General features: G+C 73.0%; 18 protein-coding genes. 7 read left to right on the top strand and 11 right to left on the bottom strand.

Annotated features, from left to right (window positions below; genetic code table 11):
- Positions 1–16 precede the first annotated feature (16 nt).
- The 5 genes from ACZ7GZ_RS11155 to ACZ7GZ_RS11135 all read right to left on the bottom strand — a co-directional run bounded on the left by ACZ7GZ_RS11155 (position 17) and on the right by ACZ7GZ_RS11135 (position 7,295).
- On the bottom strand, positions 17–1,429 hold the full coding sequence (locus ACZ7GZ_RS11155; protein ID WP_471022900.1) for a lysine N(6)-hydroxylase/L-ornithine N(5)-oxygenase family protein: 1,413 nt from the start codon (positions 1,427–1,429) through the stop codon (positions 17–19).
- Complete coding sequence (locus tag ACZ7GZ_RS11150) at positions 1,426–2,802, bottom strand: pyridoxal phosphate-dependent decarboxylase family protein (protein ID WP_471022898.1); 1,377 nt, start codon at positions 2,800–2,802, stop codon at positions 1,426–1,428. Before ACZ7GZ_RS11150 ends, ACZ7GZ_RS11155 begins: the two co-directional genes overlap by 4 nt.
- A 540-nt stretch (positions 2,803–3,342) precedes the next feature.
- Positions 3,343–5,892 carry an aminopeptidase N gene (gene pepN / locus ACZ7GZ_RS11145; protein WP_471022896.1) on the bottom strand — a complete coding sequence of 850 codons (2,550 nt, stop codon included), beginning with the start codon at positions 5,890–5,892 and terminating at the stop codon, positions 3,343–3,345.
- Positions 5,893–6,024: 132 nt separating this feature from the next.
- On the bottom strand, positions 6,025–6,372 hold the full coding sequence (locus ACZ7GZ_RS11140; protein ID WP_471022894.1) for a chorismate mutase: 348 nt from the start codon (positions 6,370–6,372) through the stop codon (positions 6,025–6,027).
- A 5-nt stretch (positions 6,373–6,377) separates the two neighbouring features.
- On the bottom strand, positions 6,378–7,295 hold the full coding sequence (locus ACZ7GZ_RS11135) for a helix-turn-helix domain-containing protein (protein WP_471022892.1): 918 nt from the start codon (positions 7,293–7,295) through the stop codon (positions 6,378–6,380).
- An 85-nt stretch (positions 7,296–7,380) separates the two neighbouring features.
- On the opposite strand from ACZ7GZ_RS11135, the gene ACZ7GZ_RS11130 reads away from it, so the two are divergent.
- Positions 7,381–9,141, top strand: a complete 1,761-nt coding sequence (locus tag ACZ7GZ_RS11130) for a glycoside hydrolase family 35 protein (RefSeq protein ID WP_471022890.1) — start codon at positions 7,381–7,383, stop codon at positions 9,139–9,141.
- A 58-nt stretch (positions 9,142–9,199) separates the two neighbouring features.
- The gene (locus tag ACZ7GZ_RS11125) at positions 9,200–10,081 is read left to right on the top strand and encodes a hypothetical protein (RefSeq protein WP_471022888.1); all 882 of its coding nucleotides are present in this window, start codon (positions 9,200–9,202) and stop codon (positions 10,079–10,081) included.
- 47 nt (positions 10,082–10,128) lie between these two features.
- Here ACZ7GZ_RS11125 and ACZ7GZ_RS11120 read toward each other — a convergent pair whose 3' ends face one another.
- Positions 10,129–11,568: an MFS transporter gene (locus tag ACZ7GZ_RS11120; RefSeq protein ID WP_471022887.1), complete on the bottom strand. Its 1,440-nt coding sequence runs from the start codon at positions 11,566–11,568 to the stop codon at positions 10,129–10,131.
- 137 nt (positions 11,569–11,705) lie between these two features.
- Here ACZ7GZ_RS11120 and ACZ7GZ_RS11115 point away from each other — a divergent pair, with 137 nt between their 5' ends.
- The gene (locus ACZ7GZ_RS11115; RefSeq protein WP_471022885.1) at positions 11,706–12,188 is read left to right on the top strand and encodes a MarR family winged helix-turn-helix transcriptional regulator; all 483 of its coding nucleotides are present in this window, start codon (positions 11,706–11,708) and stop codon (positions 12,186–12,188) included.
- A gap of 6 nt (positions 12,189–12,194) precedes the next feature.
- Here the strand turns inward: ACZ7GZ_RS11115 and ACZ7GZ_RS11110 are convergent, their stop codons facing one another.
- Positions 12,195–13,100: an SDR family oxidoreductase gene (locus ACZ7GZ_RS11110; RefSeq protein ID WP_471022883.1), complete on the bottom strand. Its 906-nt coding sequence runs from the start codon at positions 13,098–13,100 to the stop codon at positions 12,195–12,197.
- 1 nt (position 13,101) lies between these two features.
- Positions 13,102–13,872 carry an SDR family oxidoreductase gene (locus tag ACZ7GZ_RS11105; RefSeq protein WP_471022881.1) on the bottom strand — a complete coding sequence of 257 codons (771 nt, stop codon included), beginning with the start codon at positions 13,870–13,872 and terminating at the stop codon, positions 13,102–13,104.
- An 85-nt stretch (positions 13,873–13,957) separates the two neighbouring features.
- On the opposite strand from ACZ7GZ_RS11105, the gene ACZ7GZ_RS11100 reads away from it, so the two are divergent.
- The 4 genes from ACZ7GZ_RS11100 to ACZ7GZ_RS11085 are packed head-to-tail and all read left to right on the top strand — an operon-like array spanning position 13,958 to position 17,351.
- The gene (locus ACZ7GZ_RS11100) at positions 13,958–14,701 is read left to right on the top strand and encodes an enoyl-CoA hydratase family protein (RefSeq protein ID WP_471022880.1); all 744 of its coding nucleotides are present in this window, start codon (positions 13,958–13,960) and stop codon (positions 14,699–14,701) included.
- Entirely contained in the window at positions 14,702–15,538 is an 837-nt protein-coding gene (locus ACZ7GZ_RS11095) for a CoA transferase subunit A (protein WP_471022878.1), read from the top strand. It begins immediately after the preceding gene.
- Positions 15,535–16,290, top strand: coding sequence for a CoA-transferase subunit beta (locus ACZ7GZ_RS11090; protein ID WP_471022876.1), 756 nt, complete (start codon positions 15,535–15,537; stop codon positions 16,288–16,290). Before ACZ7GZ_RS11095 ends, ACZ7GZ_RS11090 begins: the two co-directional genes overlap by 4 nt.
- Complete coding sequence (locus ACZ7GZ_RS11085) at positions 16,290–17,351, top strand: NAD(P)H-dependent flavin oxidoreductase (RefSeq protein WP_471022874.1); 1,062 nt, start codon at positions 16,290–16,292, stop codon at positions 17,349–17,351. Before ACZ7GZ_RS11090 ends, ACZ7GZ_RS11085 begins: the two co-directional genes overlap by 1 nt.
- Positions 17,352–17,375: 24 nt before the next feature.
- On the opposite strand, the gene ACZ7GZ_RS11080 is transcribed toward ACZ7GZ_RS11085, so the two are convergent.
- The 3 genes from ACZ7GZ_RS11080 to ACZ7GZ_RS11070 are packed head-to-tail and all read right to left on the bottom strand — an operon-like array spanning position 17,376 to position 19,986.
- Positions 17,376–18,533: an acetyl-CoA C-acetyltransferase gene (locus ACZ7GZ_RS11080; RefSeq protein WP_471022872.1), complete on the bottom strand. Its 1,158-nt coding sequence runs from the start codon at positions 18,531–18,533 to the stop codon at positions 17,376–17,378.
- A gap of 40 nt (positions 18,534–18,573) precedes the next feature.
- Positions 18,574–19,185 carry a TetR/AcrR family transcriptional regulator gene (locus ACZ7GZ_RS11075; RefSeq protein ID WP_471022870.1) on the bottom strand — a complete coding sequence of 204 codons (612 nt, stop codon included), beginning with the start codon at positions 19,183–19,185 and terminating at the stop codon, positions 18,574–18,576.
- Positions 19,186–19,200: 15 nt separating this feature from the next.
- Positions 19,201–19,986 (bottom strand): SDR family oxidoreductase, encoded by a 786-nt coding sequence (locus ACZ7GZ_RS11070; protein WP_471022868.1) that lies wholly within the window; start codon positions 19,984–19,986, stop codon positions 19,201–19,203.
- Positions 19,987–20,030: the final 44 nt, after the last annotated feature.

Raw genomic sequence — 20,030 nt, 5'->3', positions numbered from 1 at the left:
CGGCCTTGCCCGTTTCCTACCTTCCTTCGACAAGCGGCGTGAGCTGCGGTGCCTGCCGGGCCCGCGGGATCCGGGGCCGGGACTCCGCAAGGCCGAAGGTGGTGAAGGCCGTTCGGACGGGCAGCGGGTACGGCTCCTTCTCGGTGAGGGAGTTGAGGATGGTGGCGCTGCGCCAGGCGGCGAGGCCGAGGTCGGGCGCGCCGACGCCGTGGGTGTGCAGTTCGGCGTTCTGGACGTACACCGAGCCGGTGACCGAGGGGTCCAGGACGAGCCGGTACTCCTCGTCGATGCGCGGGCGTTCACTGCTGTCGCGGCGCACATAGGCGTCGAGCCCGGCGAGCAGGCGGTTGAGGGGGCGTTCCCGGTAGCCGGTGGCGAGGACGACGGCGTCGGTCGTCAGCCGGGAGCGGCTGTCCTGCTGGAGGTGTTCCAGGTGCAGCTCGATCTTGGTGGTGGCGATGCGGCCCGCCGTGCGGACCCGGACGCCGGGGGTGAGGACGGCGTCGGGCCAGCCGCCGTCCAGGGTGCGCCGGTACAGCTCGTCGTGGATGGCGGCGAGGGTACCGGCGTCGATGCCCTTGTGCAGCTGCCCCTGGGCGGCGACCAGCCGGTCGCGGACGGGCTCGGCGAGGGCGTGGAAGTAGCGGGTGTAGTCGGGCGTGAAGTGCTCCAGGCCGAGCTTGGAGTACTCCATCGGCGCGAACGCCTCGCTGCGGCCGATCCAGTGCAGCTTCTCCCGGCCGGCGGGGCGGTGGCGCAGCAGGTCGAGGAAGACCTCGGCACCGGACTGTCCGGAGCCGACGACGGTGACGTGCTCGGCGGCCAGGACGGCGGAGCGGTGGTCCAGGTAGTCGGCGGCGTGGATGACGGGCACGCCCGGGGCGTCCACCAGCGGCTGGAGCGCGTCGGGGACATACGGGGCGGTGCCGACGCCGAGGACGACGTTCCGGGTGTAGGTACGACCCAGGGCCTCGGCCTCGCCCTCGGCGCCCAGCTGGGTGAAGTCGACCTCGAACACGTCCCGTTCGGGGTTCCAGCAGACCGAGTCGACCTGGTGGCCGAAGTTCAGCCCGGGCAGGCTCTGCGCGACCCAGCGGCAGTAGGCGTCGTACTCGGCGCGCTGGATGTGGAAGCGCTCGCCGAAGTAGAAGGGGAAGAGCCGTTCGTGCGTTCTGAGGTAGTTCAGGAAGCTCCAGGGGCTGGTTGGGTCGGCGAGCGTCACCAGGTCCGCCAGGAACGGCACTTGGACGGTGGCACCCTCGATCAGCAGGCCGGAGTGCCAGTCGAAGCCGGGGCGCTGTTCGTAGAAGACGGCGTCGAGTTCGGCCAGCGGGTGGGCGAGGGCGGCCATGGAGAGGTTGCACGGTCCGATACCGATGCCGACCAGGTCGCGGGGGGAGGCCGGCTCGTGGCGTGGGGGGTTGGTCATGCGAGGGTGCCTTCTTCCACGAGTTTCAGGAGCTGGGCCAGGTCGCCCGCCCGGGTGTGGGGGTTGAGGAGGGTGGCCTTGAGCCAGAGGCGGCCGTCGAGCCGGGCGCGCCCCAGGACGGCCAGGCCCTCGTGCAGCAGGCTGCGGCGTACGGCGGCCACGGTGTCGTCGGCGGCGCCTGCGGGCCGGAACAGGACCGTGCTGATCACGGGCCGGTCGTACAGCTCGAAGCCGGGGTGCTCCTGAACCAGCGCGGCGAGTTCGGCTGCCCGGGCGCAGACCTGGTCGACCAGGACGCCGAGTCCGGTACGGCCGAGGGTCTTCAGGGTGACGGCGGTCTTGAGGATGTCGGGGCGGCGGGTGGTGCGCAGGGAGCGGTCGAGCAGGTCGGGGAGTCCGGCCTCGGTGTCGTCACCGGCGTTCAGGTAGTCGGCGCGGTGGTGGAGGACGGCGAGTTCGGCGGGGCGCGCAACGGCGAGGAGGCCGGCGGCGACCGGCTGCCAGCCGAGCTTGTGCAGGTCGAGGGTGACGGTGTGGGCGGCCTCGAGGCCGACGAGTTTCTCCCGGTGCCGGTCGCTGAAGAGGAGGCCACCGCCGTAGGCGGCGTCGATGTGCAGGCGGGCGCCGTGGGCGGTGCACAGGCCGGCGATCTCGGGCAGCGGGTCGATGAGTCCGGCGTCGGTGGTGCCGGCGGTGGCGGCGACCAGCAGGGGCCCGGAGACCGTGGTGAGGGCCTCGTCGAGGGCGGCGAGGTCGAGGGTGCCGGCCGCCGCCGGGACGACGACCGGGTCGGGCAGGCCGAGCAGCCAGGCGGCGCGCGGCAGCGAGTGGTGGGCGTTGGCCCCGCACACCAGCCGTACGCTGCCGCCGTGGGCCTCACGGGCGAGCAGCAGGGCGAGCTGGTTGGACTCGGTGCCGCCGGAGGTGACGAGGGCGTCGGCGAGACCCGCGGTGTGGGCGAGTGCGCGGGTGACGGCGGCTTCCAGGGCGGAGGCGGCCGGGGCCTGTTCCCAGGAGTCCAGGGATGGGTTGAGGGCGCTCACGGCGAGGTCGGCGGCGGTGGCCACGGCGAGCGGCGGGCAGTGCAGATGGGCGGCGCACAGCGGGTCGGCCGGATCGGCGGCGCCCTCCGCGAGGGCGTGCACGAGGGCGCGCAGCGCATCGGGGTCGCCGTGGTCCGGCAGGACGTCATCGAGGACGTCGGCGACGCGCGCGGCGACGGCCTCGGGTCCCCCGGCGGGCAGCGGTCCGCCGCGCGCCCGGCCTCCGGCCGCGAGCGCGTCGAGGACGGTGCCGAGAAGGGGGCGCAGGGTGGCGGGGCCGTGGGGGCCCGAGGCGAGGGGCGGCGTACGCAGGGGTTCCGCACCGCTCATCGGCTGTCCTCCCGCTCATAAGCTGACCTTCGGTATCCAGCTTGTACGGGAAGAGGACCGCTTGTCCCGAAAGAACGACGATCGCACCCGAAAGTGGGTACTGCCGTGTGGACAAGGCGCGTTGGGGGAAGCGCGTGGTTCGGCGCTCGAACGGCTGGTGCTGTCCTACGAGGAGAGCGCCGGCGTGCCACCGGAGATCACCGGCAGGGTGCAGAAGCTCCGCGCGGTGCCCTCGTGCCCCCGTCGAGCAGGGCCCACTCGGCGACCGCCGCGCCGCCGAACAGTGCGGCCGGGTCGTCCGGCCGGAACCGGACCACCTCGGCGCCGTCGGGCAGTGCGGCCCGCCGAGGGGCCCGGGTGAGCGCCCGCACGGGCCGGCCCGGCGCGAGGAGACGGCCGGCGAGGGCACGGCCGCCATGGCCGGCCGGCGCCGGTCGCCACCATGGCGGAAGTCGCCTCCGAAGGCTCGGCCCGAGCCCAGGAAGGGCGTCCGGGCCGCCGCATCGCCGGCAGGGACCGGCCGCGCCGGGGGCGCCGGGCCTAATCCGCCCGCACCCCCTGTTCCTCCCGTTCCGCCCGTCCCCCGTTCTGCGTCTGCGCCTCCCGCTCCTGCCGGCCGCGCACCCGCAGGGCCCGGGCCAGGTCGTCGAGGCGGTCGGCGAGGGTACGGCGCAGGGCCGGAGTGGGGTCGGCGTCGCGCAGACAGGCCTCGCCCAGCCGCAGGTTCTCGGTGTCGACGGCATGCGCCGGGAAGGCCCAGCGGCCGGCCGCGACCGCTATGGCGGGGCCGCGCCGGGCACTGAGGGCGACGGCGTCCGCGTAGAAGCGGGGCACGTACTCCCGTACCACGTCCGCCTGTTCGGGCTGCCAGAAGCCCTGCGCGGTGGCCGTGAAGAGGTAGTTGGACAGGTCGTCGCCGGTGAACATCGCCTCCCAGGCCGCGCGCTTGGCGTCGGGGTCGGGCAGGGCGGCACGGCAGCGGGCGGCGCCCTCCTGTCCGGTGGCGGAGGGGTCGCGCGCCAGCTCGGCGGCGATGGCGGCCTCGTCGGTGGCGCCGAGCGCGGCGAGTCGGCCGAGGATGCGCCAGCGCAGCTCGGGGTCGAGTTCCGGACCGCCGGGCACCGTGCCGTCGGCGAGCCAGGCGGCGATGGTGTCGGGGTGGGCGGCCACGGAGATCAGGTGCCGTACGGCGATCAGGCGCAGGCCCGGGTGGTCGCCGTCCTCGGTGCGCCGCAGCAGGTCGCGGCAGAGGGCGGTGAGGGTCGACAGGGCGGCCGGGCGGTCCTCGGGCTTCAGGTACTGGTCGGCGATCTGCCCGGAGGCGAAGGCGAGGACGCCCTGGGCGAGGGCCAGGTCGGTCTCGCGCGGCAGGTGGGCGCGGGCCGTCTCCAGGTAGGCGGCGGGCGGGAGTTCACCGTCGCGTACGGCGTCCCGCAGGGCGTTCCAGACGACCGCGCGGGTGAGCGGGTCGGGCAGGCCGGACAGACCGGAGCGGACCGTTGCGAAGGACTCGGCGTCGAAGCGGACCTTGGCGTAGGTGAGGTCGCCGTCGTTGAGCAGGAGCAGCGCCGGACGCTTGCCGATGGGCTGCGGGGCGGTCTGCGGGACGTCGAGGTCGAGGCGCTCGCGCAGCACCAGCCGGCCCTCGTCGGCGATGTCGTGGTCGTACAGGCCGGCGGTGAGGCGGTGCGGGCGGCTGCCCGCGCGGTCGACGGTCAGGGTGCAGGTGCCGTCGGCGGCGACGACGAGGGGGGTGAGCTTGTCGACGCCGGTGGTGCGCAGCCAGTCGTCGGCCCAGGCGGGGACGTCGCGGTCGGTGGCGGAGGCGAGGGAGTCGATGAAGTCGGCGAGGGTGGCGTTGCCGAACTTGTGCCGGGCGAAGTGGGTGTTGATGCCGGCGAGGAAGTCCTTCTCGCCGAGCCAGGCGGCCAGCTGGCGCAGCGCGGAGGCGCCCTTGGCGTAGGAGATGCCGTCGAAGTTGAGCAGCGCGGAGGCCGTGTCGTCGACCTTCTCGGGGGCGACCGGGTGGGTGGTGGGCCGCTGGTCGGCGTCGTAGCCCCAGGCCTTGCGGGTCACACCGAACTCGGTCCAGGGACCGGCGAAGCGAGTGGCCTCGGCGGTGGTCTGGTAGCCCATGTACTCGGCGAAGGACTCGTTCAGCCAGATGTCGTCCCACCACTTGAGCGTGACGAGGTCGCCGAACCACATGTGGGCCATCTCGTGCGCGATGACCATCGCGCGGGTCTGCCGCTCGGTGTCGGTGACGGCGGAGCGGTAGACGAAGTCGTCGCGGAAGGTGACCAGGCCCGGGTTCTCCATCGCGCCCGCGTTGAACTCGGGGACGAACGCCTGGTCGTAGGAGTCGAAGGGGTACGGCTCCTCGAACTTCTCGTGGTAGCGGTCGAAGCACGCGCGCGTGACGTCGAAGATCTCGTCGGCGTCGGTGTCGAGGTACGGCGCGAGGGAGCGGCGGCAGTGGATGCCGAAGGGCAGCCCGCGGTGCTCGGTGCGCACCGAGTGCCAGGGTCCGGCGGCGACGGCGACCAGGTAGGTGGAGATCAGCGGGGTGGGGGCGGCCCGCCAGACGCCGTCGTCCCGGTGCTCGGTGACGCCGTTGGCGAGCACGGTCCAGCCCTCGGGTGCCTTGACGGAGACCTCGAAGACGGCCTTGAGGTCGGGCTGGTCGAAGGCAGCGAAGACACGCTGGACGTCGTCCATGAACATCTGCGTGTAGACGTACGTCTCGCCGTCGCTCGGGTCGGTGAAGCGGTGCATGCCCTCGCCGGTGCGGGAATAGCCCATGGCCGCGTCGACGCGCAACTCGTGCGCGCCCGCGGCGAGGTTCCTCAGCGCCAGCCGGCCGTCCTGCAGCGACTCGGGGTCCAGGGGCTCCCCGTCGAGCGTGACGGCGCGCAACTCGGCGGGCTTCAGCTCCACGAACGTGTCCCCGGCGGACCGCGCGGTGAACCGGACCACGGTACGCGAGTCGAAGGTCTCGTCCCCGGTCGTGAGGTCCAGTTCGACCGTGTAGCGGTGGACGTCGAGGAGCTGTGCTCGGAGCTGCGCTTCATCGCGCCTGAGTACGGACATGCAGGCCATGCTGCCTGATCCCACTGACACCGCACAGCGGGTCGGCAGCTTCACGCCTTATGTCCAACTTGTTCCCTGGACTCGCCCCCCGACCCCGCCCCCGACCCCGCCGCACGCGCCCCGGCGCGGGGGTCAGGCCTGCGTCCGCTCTCCGTTGGCGGCGTCCTCCGCGATGCGCTCGTGGTGGCGGATCACCTCCGCGATGATGAAGTTCAGGAACTTCTCGGCGAAGGCCGGGTCGAGCTTGGCGTTCTCCGCGAGGCGGCGCAGCCGCTCGATCTGGCGGGCCTCGCGGGCCGGGTCGGCCGGCGGCAGCTGGTGCACCGCCTTGAGCCGGCCGACCTGCTGGGTGGCCTTGAAACGCTCGGCGAGCAGGTGGACGACGGCCGCATCGATGTTGTCGATGCTCTCGCGGAGCCGCTCCAGCTCCTGGCGGACCTCGGGGTCCACGTCGCCGTTTCCGATGTTGCTGGTGGTCATAAGCGTCAGCCTAGGGGTTCGCCGGGCCCGGCCTCGGCGGCGTCCGGGGAGTGGATCATCGGCGGATCGTCGGGGTCCGGGACGCGGTCGCTCCAGCCGCCGGGCACGCTGCGGCCCTGCTGGGCACGGAAGCGGACCGGGGCGAGGCCCACGCGGCGGGTGAACAGCCGGGAGAAGTACGCGGGGTCGTCGTAGCCGACGCGGCGGGCGACGGCGGCGACGGGCAGCTCGGTGGCGGCGAGGAGTTCCTTGGCGCGGCCGAGGCGGATGCCCAGCAGGTAGTCCTTGGGGCTGCAGCCCGCGGCCCGGCGGACGGCGCTGCGCAGTTCGGCGGGGGTCATGCCGTGCACGCGCGCGTGGTCGGCGACGCCCATGGGCGTGCAGGCGTCCCGCGCGAGCGCCTCGAGCACCTGGTCGCCGTCCGGGGCGAGGTCGGCACGGGCACGGCGCAGGGCGACGAGGAGTTCGTGTACGGCGGCGCCGGTCTCCACCTCCAGCAGCGCATTGCCACGGCGGGCGGCGCGGGCGATGCGGGCGACCACCGCGCGGGGCCCGGAGGCGTCGGAGAGCGGGACGACGGGCCGGTCCGGCTCGATGTAACCGAGTTCGGTGTACGGGGCGGTCGCGGGTCCCGCGAAGTCGACGAAGCCCTCGTCCCAGCCGGTGTCCGGATCGGGTGCGTAGTGGTGGGGCACCCCCGGGGTGAGCCAGAGCAGCGCGGGCGCGGTGACGGTCGTACGGCGGCCGTCGGCGCCCCGGTACCAGCCGCCGCCCGCGCTGATCACGACGGCCACGTGGTGGTCGAGGGTGCGCGGGCCGACCGTGGGCAGCACGCCGTGCTGGAGGCCGACGCCCAGGCAGACCAGGCCGAGGCCGTGGTGGGCGGGGCCGGGGCTGAAGAACCGCATCCAGGTCTGGTACATCGCCGCTCCTCCCGGACGCTTTTGTCCAAGCAGCGCTGATCTTCGTCCATGGCGCTGGTCGCCGGAAGGGCTGAGGCTGGGGCGCATGAGCGAGTTCACGGTGGGGGAGTCCGACTTCCTGCTGGACGGGCGTCCGGTACGGCTGCTGTCCGGGGCGCTGCACTACTTCCGGGTGCACGAGGAGCACTGGTGGCACCGGCTGGCGATGCTGCGTGCGATGGGCCTGAACTGCGTGGAGACGTACGTCCCGTGGAACCTGCACCAGCCGGCCCCGGGCGGCTACCGGGACGTGCGGGCGCTCGGCCGGTTCCTGGACGCGGTCCGGGAGGCCGGCCTGTGGGCGATCGTGCGGCCGGGCCCCTATATCTGCGCCGAGTGGGAGAACGGCGGACTGCCGCCCTGGGTGACGGGCGAGCCGGGCACGCGCGTACGCACGCGTGACGAGCGCTATCTGTCCCGTGTGGAGCACTGGTTCCACCACCTGATGCACGAGGTCGCGCCCCGGCAGATCGACCGCGGCGGCCCGGTGGTCCTGGTGCAGGTCGAGAACGAGTACGGCAGCTACGGCAGCGACACCGGCTACCTGGAGGAGCTGGCCGGTCTGCTGCGCGCCAAGGGCGTCACGGTCCCCCTGTTCACCTCGGACGGCCCCGAGGACCACATGCTCACCGGCGGTTCGCTGCCCGGGGTGCTCGCCACGGTGAATTTCGGCTCCCACGCGCGCGAGGCCTTCGGGACCCTGCGCCGCCACCGTCCCGGGGGCCCGCTGATGTGCATGGAGTTCTGGTGCGGCTGGTTCGACCACTGGGCCGGCGGGCATGTCGTACGGGACCCGGAGGAGGCCGCCGGGGCGCTGCGGGAGATCCTGGAGTGCGGGGCGTCGGTGAACCTCTACATGGCGCACGGCGGCACCAGCTTCGGCGGCTGGTCGGGCGCCAACCGGGGCGGCGGCGAGCTGCACGAGGGCCCGCTGGAGCCCGATGTGACCTCGTACGACTACGACGCCCCGGTGGACGAGTACGGCCGCCCTACGGAGAAGTTCTGGCGCTTCCGCGAAGTGCTGGCCGAGTACCACACCGAACCGCTGCCCGGACTGCCGTCGGCGCCCGCCCCGTTGGCCCGCCCGACGGAGGTGACCTTCCACGGCTGGGCGCCCCTGGGCGACGTGCTGGAGACGCTGGGCGGCGAGGAGACGGTCGCACCGCTGCCGCCCTCCTTTGAGGAACTGCACGTCACCCGGGGCCTGGTGCGCTACGAGGTGGACGTGCCCGGCCCACGGCAGCCGTACCCGCTGACCCTGCGCGGGCTGCGGGACCTCGCGGTGGTGTACGTCGACGGCGAGCGGGCCGGGGTCCTCACCGAGGAGGAGCCCCGGCTGAAGGAGCCCGTGGCGGGCCCCGCGCGCGTGGAGCTGTGGGTGGAGTCCCTCGGGCGGGTGAACTACGGGCCGCGCTTCGGTGAGGAGAAGGGGATCACCGGCGGCATCCTGCACGAGCGGCAGTTTCTGCACGGGGTACGCGCGCGTGGCCTGGATCTGTGCGCGTTCGACGGGGGCGTGGACGCGGTGCGGTTCGGCGCCCTGCCGGAGGAGGGCGCGCCGGGGCTGTACCGGGGTTCGGTCGTGGTCCGCGGGGCCGGGGAAGCCCGCTTGGAGCTGCCGGGCCGCACGCGCGGTTTCGCCTGGATCAACGGCTTCAACCTGGGCCGTTACTGGTCGGTGGGTCCCCAGCGGTCCCTGTACGTCCCCGGCCCGGTGCTGCGGGAGGGCGAGAACGAGGTCTGGGTGCTGGAACTGCAGCAGACGGATTCGGACCACCCGGCGCCGCCCCGTCTGCTGCCCGTGTGACCGGCCGTCCGTCCCGCCTACAGTGGAGAGGGGTTCCGGCGTCTTTGGGGGTGCGGACGTGGCGAACGGCGGACCGGTCCAGCACGGCTATCCGCACCTGGAGACGGTGCGGGCCGCCATCACCGCGCTGTACAAGCGCCTGTCCTACGCCACCGTGCAGACGTTCTCGACGAGCGTGGTCCCCGCCGACGTGGCCTTCTGCGACACCGACGACCTGCATCTGGGCGCGCAGCGGGTGGCCCGCGAGATCGTGCGGCACTTCCGGTTGCCGGACGCGCGGCTGATCGTCGGCTTCCGGGAGATGACCCACGCGGCGAACGTCGAACTGGCCGCGGGCCCCGAGTACTTCGTGGAGCTGAACGACCGTTTCCGCACCCACCGCGGGGACATCGGCGCCGCGCTCGCCCACGAGGTCGCGCACGTCTACCTGCACCGCCTGGACCTGTCCTTCCCGACCACCGCGGAGAACGAGATCCTCACGGACACGGTGACGGCGTACCTGGGCGCGGGCTGGCTGCTGCTGGACGCCTACCGGGAGGACGCGGTCTCCTCGCAGAAGCTCGGCTATCTCACCCCGGAGGAGTTCGGTTACGTCCTCGCCAAGCGGGCGCTGCTCTTCCACGAGGACCCCTCGCTGTGGTTCACCAGCCCGCAGGCCTACGACGCGTACGTCAAGGGGATGGCCCTGGCCCGCCGGGACGAACAGCAGCCGCCGCTGACCGGGGCGGGCTGGGCGGGGCGGCGCCGGTACGCCCACGACCGCCGGCACGCGTCCGGCATCCAGCCGACGGCCCCCTACGCCTTCAGCCCCGACCCCGCCGGCCACCTCCGGGTGTCCTTCCCGTGCCCGACCTGCCACCAGCGGATCCGGGTACCGGTGAAGGGGCGGGTACGGGCGCGGTGCGGGCTGTGCCGGACGGTCCTGGAGTGCGACACCTAGATTCACCGCACCGAGTCGGGGGCCGCGCCGCCAGTTGGCCCGGGGCATCAGCCGAGGTGCTCGGCCGACCCCCGCCGGGGAAGCGCCGCGCACAACACCCCGCACGCCACGAACGCCCCGATCACCCACGGCATCGCATCGCCCAACGCCCCGGACATCCCCGTGGACACCCGCCCGAAGAACACCGTGCCGACCCCGGCGGCCCCGACCGCTCCCCCGAACTGCTGAGCCGTGGAGAAGATCCCGGACGCCCCGCCGGCCAACTCCCCCGGCACCGCCGACAGCACCACGTTCACCAGCGGCACCACCAGGAACCCCAGCCCCGCCCCGGCGAGGAGCAGCCCCGGCACCAGCGGCCACGCCCCGGTGTGCGCGGCCGGCGCCCCGCCGGCCACGGCCCCGACCCAGGCCAGGCCGCCCGCCATCATCAGCGCCCCCGCACCGAGCACCAGCCGCCCGTACCGTACGGCGAGCCCGTCCGCGGCCGGCGCGGTGAGGAAACCGCCGGCCGAGAAGGCGACCGTCACCAGCCCGGCCTGCATCGGCGTGTACCCCTCACCGGCCTGCAACCAGACCGCGAAGACCAGGAAGAAGCCCTGCATGCCGACGGAGAACAGCAACTGCACGAGCACGCCGACCGAGAACACGGGGAGCCGGAAGGCACGGGCCGGCAGCAGCGGCACCGTCCCGGGGCGGTGCCGTCGGGCCTCGTACACCCCGAGCCCCACCACGGCCACGGCTCCCGCCCCGAGGCACACCCAGCCCCACAGCGGCCAGCCGTTCTCCCGGCCCTGCACCAGCGGCAGCACGATCGCGACCAGGCCCCCGGCCAGCAGCAGACTGCCCACGGCGTCCGGCCGGCCCGCCGACCGCTCCCGCGTGGAGGGGACCAGCAACAGCCCGCCGACGAAGGTCGCCACGGCCACCGGCACGTTCACCAGGAACACCGAGCGCCAGCCCCAGCCGAACAGGTCGGCGTCCGTCAGCACCCCGCCGAGCAGCAGCCCGACGGCGGAGGCGAACCCGGCGACGGCGCCGTACATCCCGAAGGCGGCCCCGCGTTCCTTTCCCTGGAAGAGGGTGCGGAACGAGCCGATGACCTGCGGCACCAGCACGGCCGCCAGGACGCCCTGGACGGCGCGGGCGGCGATCAGCTGCCCCGGTGACTGGGCGATCCCGCAGGCCAGACTCGCCAGTCCGAAACCGGCCGTACCGGCGAGGAAGAGCGGGCGGCGGCCGATGCGGTCGCCGACGTGGCCGGAGACGATCAGGGCGGCGGCGAAGCCGAGCAGGTAGGCGGAGACGACCCATTGCAGGTCGCTCGTCGAGGCGTGCAGGTCACGGCTGATGGACGGCACGGCCACGTTGACGATCGTGGTGTCCAGCAGGTCCATGAGCGCCGCGATCATCATCACGACGGCGGCGGCCCAGCGGCGCGGATGGGGTTCCGTCGCGCTGGTGGGTTGGGCGGTGAGTGTTGCGGACATGGAGGTCTCCTCGACTCCTCGGCTCCGGGCTTCCCGGTCGGATTTATTTCGTTCGACCTAACGAAAGAGTTGCACCGACACGACCGTCTCCGCAAGTCCTTAGTTCGACCGAACGAAATTTTTGCTAGCCTGGGACCATGGCCAAGGCAGACGAGAAGCGGGACGAGGCGGCGCGGTCCGAGGCGCTGGACCAGCTCATGAAGGTGGGCCGGGCGCACAGCGCGGTCACGGTCATGTTCCACTCGGCGGTCGCCGCCAAGCAGGGCCTGAGCGCGACGGAGGAGAAGACCCTCGACCTCCTCCAGCGGCACGGTCCACTCACCGCGAAGGACCTCGCCGAGCTGACCGGACTCGCCCCGGCATCGGTCACGGGGCTGCTCGACCGGCTGGAGGCCAAGGGTTTCGTGCGCAGGGTCAAGCACCCGACGGACAAGCGCCGGGTGCTGGTCGAACTGAACCAGGACAAGCTCGCCGAGCTGGCCGTGTTCTTCGAGGACTGGGCGCGGGACATCGTCGAGGCGTGCGAGGAGTTCAGCACGGAGGAGCTCAGGACGGTGGTCCGCTTCCTGTCGGTGATGAGCGAGCGGCAGCACGCGGCGGCGGCCCGCCTGACCGGCTGACCATCACTACGACCCGTAGACCGGCCCCGGCGGCACCGCCTCCGCCAGCAGCTTGCGCGCCGTCTCCCCCGCCTCGGCCGGTGTCCGGCGCGTGCCCTGGTCGGCGGTGGGGCCGGGCCGCCAGCCCTCCATGACGGTGATCCGGCCGCCCTCCGCCTCGAAGACCCGGCCGGTGACCCCCGCGCTCGCGGCCGAGCCCAGCCAGACCACGAGCGGGGAGACGTTCTCGGGTGCCATGGCGTCGAAACCGGTGGCCGGAGCCGCCATGGCCTGGGCGAAGGCGCGTTCCGTCATACGGGTGCGGGCGGCGGGCGCGACGGCGTTGACCTGGACGCCGTAGCGGGCCAGTTCGGCCGCCGCGACCAGCGTCAGCCCGACGATCCCGGCCTTGGCGGCGCTGTAGTTGCCCTGCCCGACCGAGCCCAGCAGGCCGGCCCCGCTGCTGGTGTGGACGATCCGGGCCTGAGGGACACGCCCGGCCCTGGCCTCGCCCCGCCAGTGCGCGGCTGCGTGCTTCAGGGGCAGGAAGTGCCCTTTGAGGTGAACGCGGATCACGGCGTCCCAGTCGTCCTCGCCGAGATTGACCAGCATCCGGTCGCGCAGGAAACCGGCGTTGCTGACGAGCGTGTCGAGCCGGCCGTACGTGTCCAGGGCGGTACGGACCAGGGAGGCGGCGCCGTCGGTCGTGGCGATGTCACCGCCGTGCGCGACCGCCTCACCGCCGGCGGCCCGGATCTCCGCGACGACGGCCTCGGCCGGGCTCTCCGCGCCGGGCGCTCCGTCCAGTCCCACGCCCAGGTCGTTGACGACGACCCTGGCGCCCTCGGCCGCGAAGGCGAGCGCATGCGCGCGGCCGAGCCCGCGACCGGCTCCGGTGACGGCGACGACCCGGCCGTCGCAGATTCCGCTCATCTCACTTCTCCCCGGGGGTGGTTGTGGCGTCCAGAAAGGCGGGCCGCTCCCCGCCCCCGTGCACCTGCAGACTGGCTCCGCTGATGTAGGCGGCAGCGTCGGAGGCGAGGAAGACGGCGGCGGCCCCGATGTCGGCGGGGGCGGCCAGCCGGCCGAGCGGGACGGTGCGGGAGACGGCGGCGACGCCGTCCGGTCCGCCGTAGTGCAGATGCGACAGCTCGGTGCGGACCATGCCGACCACGAGCGTGTTGACGCGGACCTCCGGCGCCCACTCCACGGCCATGGAGGCGGCCAGGTTCGCGAGACCGGCCTTGGCCGCGCCGTACGCGGCCGAGCCGGGTGAGGGCCGGCCGCCGCTGACGCTGCCGACCATCACGACCGAGCCCCGACTGCGCCGCAGGTGCTCGTAGGCGGCGAGGGAGGCGGTGAGCGGGGCGATCAGATTCAGTTCGACCACCCTGGCATGCCGTTCGGCGCCGGCGTCCGCGAGCCGCCGGTACGGCGTGCCGCCCGCGTTGTTGACGAGGACGTCGAGCCGGGGCAGCGCGGCGAAGAAGGCCCTGACGGCGGACGGGTCGCGCAGGTCGAGGGGGGCGAACTCGACGCCGTCCAGGGGTTGTTCGGGCGGTCGTCGGGCGCAGGCCACGACCCGGGCGCCGGTGTCGGCGAACGCCCGGGCGATCCCGGCTCCGACCCCCCGGGTGCCTCCCGTGACGACCACGGTTCTGTCGCTGGTCCTGTCGGCGGTCCTGCCGCGCGGCACGTTATCCACAGGCTCTCCCGCTTGTCTGCGCGGACTGCTAGCTTCGAAGCCTCGCACCTAACAAATGTTTGGTGGAAAGGTAGCTGATGCGCCCATGGGTGTCTCCCGTTCGTCCCCGGAAAAAGGGATTTCCGTGGTCACCGTCGACTTCCCGCCGGTGAACGCGCTGCCGGTACGCGGTTGGTTCGACCTGGCCGACGCCGTGCGCGCCTCGGGCCGCGACACCGATGTCCGGTGCGTGGTGCTGGCCGCCGAGGGCCGCGGGTTCAACGCGGGCGTGGACATCAAGGAGATACAGGCGCAGGGGCAACAGGCACTGATCGGCGCCAACCACGGCTGCGCCGAGGCCTTCGCGGCGGTCTACGAGTGCGCGGTCCCCGTCGTCGCGGCGGTGCAGGGCTTCTGTCTGGGCGGCGGGATAGGCCTGGTGGGCAACGCGGACGCGATCGTGGCCAGCGAGGACGCCTCCTTCGGCCTGCCCGAGCTGGACAGGGGCGCACTGGGGGCCGCGACGCATCTGGCCCGGCTGGTCCCGCAGCATCTGATGCGCGCCCTGTACTACACGGGGCGCACGGCGAGCGCCGAGGAGCTGCACCGGCACGGCTCGGTGTGGCGCGTGGTGCCGCGTGCGCGGTTACGGGCGGCGGCGCTGGAGCTGGCCCGCGAGATCGCCGCCAAGGACGGGCGGCTGCTGCGCATGGCCAAGGCCGCCATCAACGGCATCGATCCGGTCGACGTCCGCCGCAGCTACCGCTTCGAACAGGGCTTCACCTTCGAGGCCAACCTCGGCGGCCTGGCCGACCGGGTCCGCGACACGTTCGGGAAGGAGGGGGCGTAGATGGCAGACAAGACGATGACCGCCGACGAGGTGGTCTCCCGGCTGGAGAGCGGCATGACCCTCGGCATCGGTGGCTGGGGCTCCCGCCGCAAGCCGATGGCGCTGGTCAGAGCCCTGCTGCGGACGGGGATCAGCGACCTCACCGTGGTGTCGTACGGCGGCCCGGACGTCGGGATGCTCGCGGCGGCCGGCCGGATCCGCAAGCTGGTCACCGCCTTCGTCACGCTGGACTCCATCCCGCTGGAACCGCACTACCGGGCGGCACGCGAGCGCGGCGCCTTCGAGCTGGCGGAGATCGACGAGGCGATGTTCATGTGGGGGCTGCGCGCCGCCGCGAACCGGCTGCCCTTCCTGCCGGTCCGGGCGGCCCTCGGCTCGGACGTCATGCGGGTCAACCCGGGCCTGCGGACGGTCACTTCACCGTACGGGGACGGGGAGACGTTCGTCGCCGTGCCCGCCCTGCGCCTGGATGCCGCCCTGGTGCACGTCAACCGCGCCGACCGGCTGGGCAACGGCCAGTATCTGGGCCCGGACCCGTACTTCGACGACCTGTTCTGCGAGGCGGCGGACGCGGCGTACGTCTCCTGCGAACGGATCGTGGACACGGCCGAGCTGACGAAGGCGGCGGCGCCGCAGACCCTGCTGGTCAAGCGGCATGTGGTGACCGGGGTCGTGGAGGCCCCGGGCGGTGCGCACTTCACGTCCTGCGCTCCCGACTACGGCCGGGACGAGGCGTTCCAGAAGCGGTACGCGACCACGCCCTGGCCCCGGTTCGCGGCGCGCTACCTGGCCGGGGACGAACAGCACTACCGGACGGCGGTCGAGGAGGAGTCGTGAGCGGAGTCAGGAGTGAGGCCACACCGTCCGGACACGGCGTCGCGGGCCGCGCCGAGTACTGCGTCATCGCCTGCGCCGAGGCCTGGCGGGGCGGGGGCGAGGTCCTGGCGAGCCCGATGGGTCTGGTCCCGTCCGTCGGCGCCCGTCTCGCCCGGCTGACCTTCGCGCCCGACCTGCTGCTGACCGACGGCGAGGCGATGATCGTGGGCCCGGACGGCACGGTCGAGGGCTGGCTGCCGTACCGCAGGCATCTGGAACTGGTCACCGGGGGCCGGCGGCACGTGATGATGGGCGCCAGCCAGATCGACCGGTACGGCAACCAGAACATCTCCTGCATCGGCGACTGGGCGAAGCCGGCGCGGCAGCTGCTCGGGGTGCGCGGAGCACCGGTCAACACGCTGAACAACCCGACGAGTTACTGGATCCCGAGGCATTCCCGGCGGGTCTTCGTCGAGAAGGTCGACATGGTGTGCGGGGTCGGGTACGACCATGCGGACGGTGCGCCGTACCACCGCATCCCGCGGGTCGTCTCCGACCTCGGCGTCTTCGACTTCGCCACGCCGGGCGGCACGATGCGGCTGGTCTCGGTGCATCCGGGGGTGACCGTGGCCCAGGTGCAGGAGGCGACCGGGTTCGACCTGGTGATCCCGGACGAGGTGCCGTGCACCCGTGAACCGACGGCCGCCGAACTGCGCCTGATCCGCGAGGTGATCGATCCCGGGAACACCCGGGCCCGGGAGGTTCCGGCCTGATGGACACCACGCTGACCCGGTTGGTCGGGGTCCGCCATCCGATCGTGCAGACCGGGATGGGCTGGGTGGCCGGCCCACGCCTGGTCTCGGCCGCGGCGAACGCGGGCGCGCTCGGCATCCTGGCGTCCGCGACGATGACACCGGACCGGCTGCGCGAGGCGATACGGGAGGTGAGGTCGCGTACCGACGCGCCGTTCGGGGTGAACCTGCGCGCCGACGCGGGCGACGCGGCGGACCGCGTGCAGATCATCCTGGCGGAGGGCGTCCGGGTGGCCTCCTTCGCCCTGGCGCCCTCGCGTGAGCTGATCACCGCGCTCAAGGAGGCGGGTGTGGTCGTCGTCCCGTCCGTCGGGGCGCGGCGGCACGCCGAGAAGGTGGCCGCCTGGGGTGCGGACGCGGTGATCGTGCAGGGCGGCGAGGGCGGCGGGCACACCGGCGAGGTGGCGACGAGCGTGCTCCTGCCACAGGTGGTGGACGCGGTGGACATCCCGGTCGTGGCGGCGGGCGGCTTCTTCGACGGCCGGGGTCTGGTGGCGGCGCTGGCGTACGGGGCGGCCGGGGTGGCGATGGGTACGCGGTTCCTGCTCACCTCCGACTCGACGGTCCCGGACGCGGTGAAGGCCCGGTATCTGGCGGCGACGGTCCGGGACGTCACGGTCACCCGGGCGGTGGACGGCCTGCCGCACCGGATGCTGCGCACGGACCTGGTGGATGCGCTGGAGCGCTCGGGCCGGATACGGGTCCTGGCCCACGCGGTACGGAAGGCGGCCGGTTTCCGCCGGCTGTCGGGGCTCACCTGGCGGCAGCTGGTCCGGGACGGCCTCGCGCTCAAGCACGGCAAGGAGCTGTCCTGGAGCCAGGTCGTGCTGGCCGCGAACACGCCGATGCTGCTGAAGTCCGCGATGGTGGACGGCCGTACGGACCTCGGCGTGATGGCGTCCGGGCAGGTCGCCGGGCTGATCGACGACCTGCCGTCCTGCGCGGAGCTGGTGGAGCGGATCGTGAAGGAGGCGGAGGAGGTGCTGGGACGACTGGCAGGAATGCGGGACCGGCGGGGCTGACCGGAGCGGGAGGGGGAGGAGGACTCAGAGGCGTTCGATGATCGTCACGTTGGCCTGGCCACCGCCCTCGCACATGGTCTGCAGGCCGTAACGGCCGCCCGTGCGTTCCAGTTCGTGCAGCAGGGTGGTCATCAGGCGGACCCCGGTGGCGCCGAGCGGGTGGCCGAGGGCGATCGCGCCACCGTTGACATTGACCTTCCCGGGGTCGGCGCCGGTCTCCTTCAGCCAGGCCAGGACGACCGGGGCGAAGGCTTCGTTGATCTCGACGAGGTCGATGGCGTCGATGGTGAGGCCGGTCTTCTTCAGGGCGTGGGCCGTGGCCGGGATGGGAGCGGAGAGCATCCGGACGGGGTCCTCGCCGCGCACGGAGAGATGGTGGACGCGGGCACGCGGACGCAGCCCGTGGTCGTGCACCGCCCGCTCGGAGGCGAGCAGCAGGGCGGCGGCGCCGTCGGAGACCTGGGAGGAGCAGGCCGCGGTGACGGTGCCGCCGTCGAGGACGGGCTTCAGCGCGGCCATCTTCTCCAGGGAGGTGTCCCGGCGCGGACCCTCGTCCACGGCGACGTCGCCGTAGGGGACGGTCTCGCGTGCGAAGCGGCCGGTGTCGATGGCGCGGACCGCCCGCCGGTGCGAGCCCAGGGCGAACTGCTCCTGGTCCTCGCGGCTGATGCCCCACTTGGCGGCGATCATCTCGGCGCCGGTGAACTGGTTGACGGGCTGGTCGCCGTAGCGGGCGCGCCAGCCGGTGCTGCCGAGGAAGGGTCCGTCGGTCAGGCCGAGGGGTTCGGCGGCCTGACGGGAGGCGAAGGCGATGGGGATCTGGGACATGTTCTGCACCCCGCCGGCGACCACCAGGTCCTGGGTGCCGGACAGCACGGCCTGCGCGGCGAAGTGCACGGCCTGCTGCGAGGAGCCGCACTGCCGGTCGACGGTCACGCCCGGCACCTCCTCGGGGAGCCCGGCGGCCAGCCAGCAGGTGCGGGCGATGTCCCCGGCCTGCGGCCCCACCGCGTCCAGGCAGCCGAAGACCACGTCGTCCACGGCGGCCGGGTCGATCCCGGCCCGCTTCACCAGCGCCGTCAGCACATGCGCGCCCAGGTCGGCGGGATGGACGGTGCTGAGCCCTCCCCCGCGCCGCCCGACGGGCGTGCGGACCGCTTCGACGATGTAGGCCTCGGCCATGGCAACTCCCTCACAGGAAAGGGGCGTTATGCAACAGGTGTCACTCGCGTACGGCGATCCCGTCCAGCACCATCGACAGGTACTGGCGGGCGATCTCCTCGGGGCTGTGCTGTCCGCCGGGCCGGTACCAGGAGGCGGCGACCCACACGGTGTCGCGTACGAACCGGTAGGTGAGGCGGACGTCGAGGTCGGCGCGGAAGGCGTGCTCGGCGACCCCGCGTTCCAGCGTGCTGAGCCAGGCCTTCTCGAACCGGCGCTGGGACTCGGTGAGGAACGCGAACCGGTCCTGGGCGGCGAGTTGCCTGCTCTCCTTCTGGTAGATCGCGACGGCAGCGCGGTGCCGGTCGATCTCCCGGAAGGACTCGGTGACGAGCGCCTCCAGCGTCTCACGGGGCCCGAGTCCGCAGGCGAGGACGGTGTCGTAGCCGTCCCACAGCTCGTCGAGGAAGGTGCGCAGGATCTCCTCGAGCATCGACTCCTTGGAGTCGAAGTGGTAGTACAGGCTGCCCGCGAGCATCCCGGCGTGGTCGGCGATCCTGCGGACGGTGGTGGCGTTGTAGCCGTGCTCGGCGAAGACCTCGGCAGCGGTGCTGAGGAGTTCGCCGCGCCGGGCCGCTGCCGCGGTCACCTGGGGCTTCTTCTTGGTCGGCACGCACCCATTGTCGTCCTAGGGGTGCTGGCTGCTGACGGCGACGACCTCACCGGTCAGGTAGGAGGAGTAACCGGAGGCCAGGAAGACGATCACGTTGGCCACCTCCCAGGGCTCGGCGTACCGCCCGAAGGCCTCCCGTTCGGTCAGTTCCCGCAGCAGTTCGGAGGAGGTGACCTTCGCCAGGTGCGGGTGCATGGCGAGGCTCGGGGCCACCGCATTGACCCGCACGCCGTACGCGGCGGCCTCGATCGCCGCGCACCGGGTCAGGGCCATCACCCCGGCCTTGGCTGCGGCGTAGTGCGCCTGACCGGCCTGGGCGCGCCAGCCGACGACCGAGGCGTTGTTGACGATCACCCCGCCGCCGGTCTCCCGCATCGCCCGCAGGGCGGCGCGTGTGCACCGGAAGGTGCCGTTCAGGGTGACGTCCAGCACCCGGGACCACTGCGCGTCGGTCATGTCGACGAGGTCCGAAGTGCCGCCGAGGCCCGCGTTGTTCACGACGACGTCCAGCCGCCCGTGCTCGGCCACGGCCGCCTCGAACAGGGTCCGCACCTGGCCCTCGTCGGTGACGTCGCACGGCACGGCCGTCACCCGGCCCGGGAACTTGCGGCCCAGTTCGGCCTCGTGTTCCCTCAGCCGGCGCGTGTGCGCGTCGCTGACCACGACATGCGCCCCCTCCTCCAGGAAGCGGCGCGCGGTCGCACCGCCGATGCCGGCGCCGGCCGCCGCGGTGATGACGGCGGTGCGGCCCCTGAGCAGTCCGTGCCCGGGCACGTAGGCCGGGCTCTCGACGCCTGTCATAGGGCCACGCTAACCTACCAAACACTTGTTAGGGAAGCTGCCGG

This window comes from Streptomyces sp. NPDC037288, from assembly GCF_055603265.1.
This window is presented reverse-complemented; position numbering and strand designations above follow the sequence as displayed.

Coding starts and splice junctions, on each gene's coding strand:
- ACZ7GZ_RS11155 (WP_471022900.1), bottom strand. CDS start 1,429: ATGACCAACCCCCCACGCCACGAGCCGGCCTCCCCCCGCGACCTGGTC.
- ACZ7GZ_RS11150 (WP_471022898.1), bottom strand. CDS start 2,802: ATGAGCGGTGCGGAACCCCTGCGTACGCCGCCCCTCGCCTCGGGCCCC.
- pepN (WP_471022896.1), bottom strand. CDS start 5,892: ATGTCCGTACTCAGGCGCGATGAAGCGCAGCTCCGAGCACAGCTCCTC.
- ACZ7GZ_RS11140 (WP_471022894.1), bottom strand. CDS start 6,372: ATGACCACCAGCAACATCGGAAACGGCGACGTGGACCCCGAGGTCCGC.
- ACZ7GZ_RS11135 (WP_471022892.1), bottom strand. CDS start 7,295: ATGTACCAGACCTGGATGCGGTTCTTCAGCCCCGGCCCCGCCCACCAC.
- ACZ7GZ_RS11130 (WP_471022890.1), top strand. CDS start 7,381: ATGAGCGAGTTCACGGTGGGGGAGTCCGACTTCCTGCTGGACGGGCGT.
- ACZ7GZ_RS11120 (WP_471022887.1), bottom strand. CDS start 11,568: ATGTCCGCAACACTCACCGCCCAACCCACCAGCGCGACGGAACCCCAT.
- ACZ7GZ_RS11115 (WP_471022885.1), top strand. CDS start 11,706: ATGGCCAAGGCAGACGAGAAGCGGGACGAGGCGGCGCGGTCCGAGGCG.
- ACZ7GZ_RS11110 (WP_471022883.1), bottom strand. CDS start 13,100: ATGAGCGGAATCTGCGACGGCCGGGTCGTCGCCGTCACCGGAGCCGGT.
- ACZ7GZ_RS11100 (WP_471022880.1), top strand. CDS start 13,958: ATGGGTGTCTCCCGTTCGTCCCCGGAAAAAGGGATTTCCGTGGTCACC.
- ACZ7GZ_RS11095 (WP_471022878.1), top strand. CDS start 14,702: ATGGCAGACAAGACGATGACCGCCGACGAGGTGGTCTCCCGGCTGGAG.
- ACZ7GZ_RS11085 (WP_471022874.1), top strand. CDS start 16,290: ATGGACACCACGCTGACCCGGTTGGTCGGGGTCCGCCATCCGATCGTG.
- ACZ7GZ_RS11080 (WP_471022872.1), bottom strand. CDS start 18,533: ATGGCCGAGGCCTACATCGTCGAAGCGGTCCGCACGCCCGTCGGGCGG.
- ACZ7GZ_RS11070 (WP_471022868.1), bottom strand. CDS start 19,986: ATGACAGGCGTCGAGAGCCCGGCCTACGTGCCCGGGCACGGACTGCTC.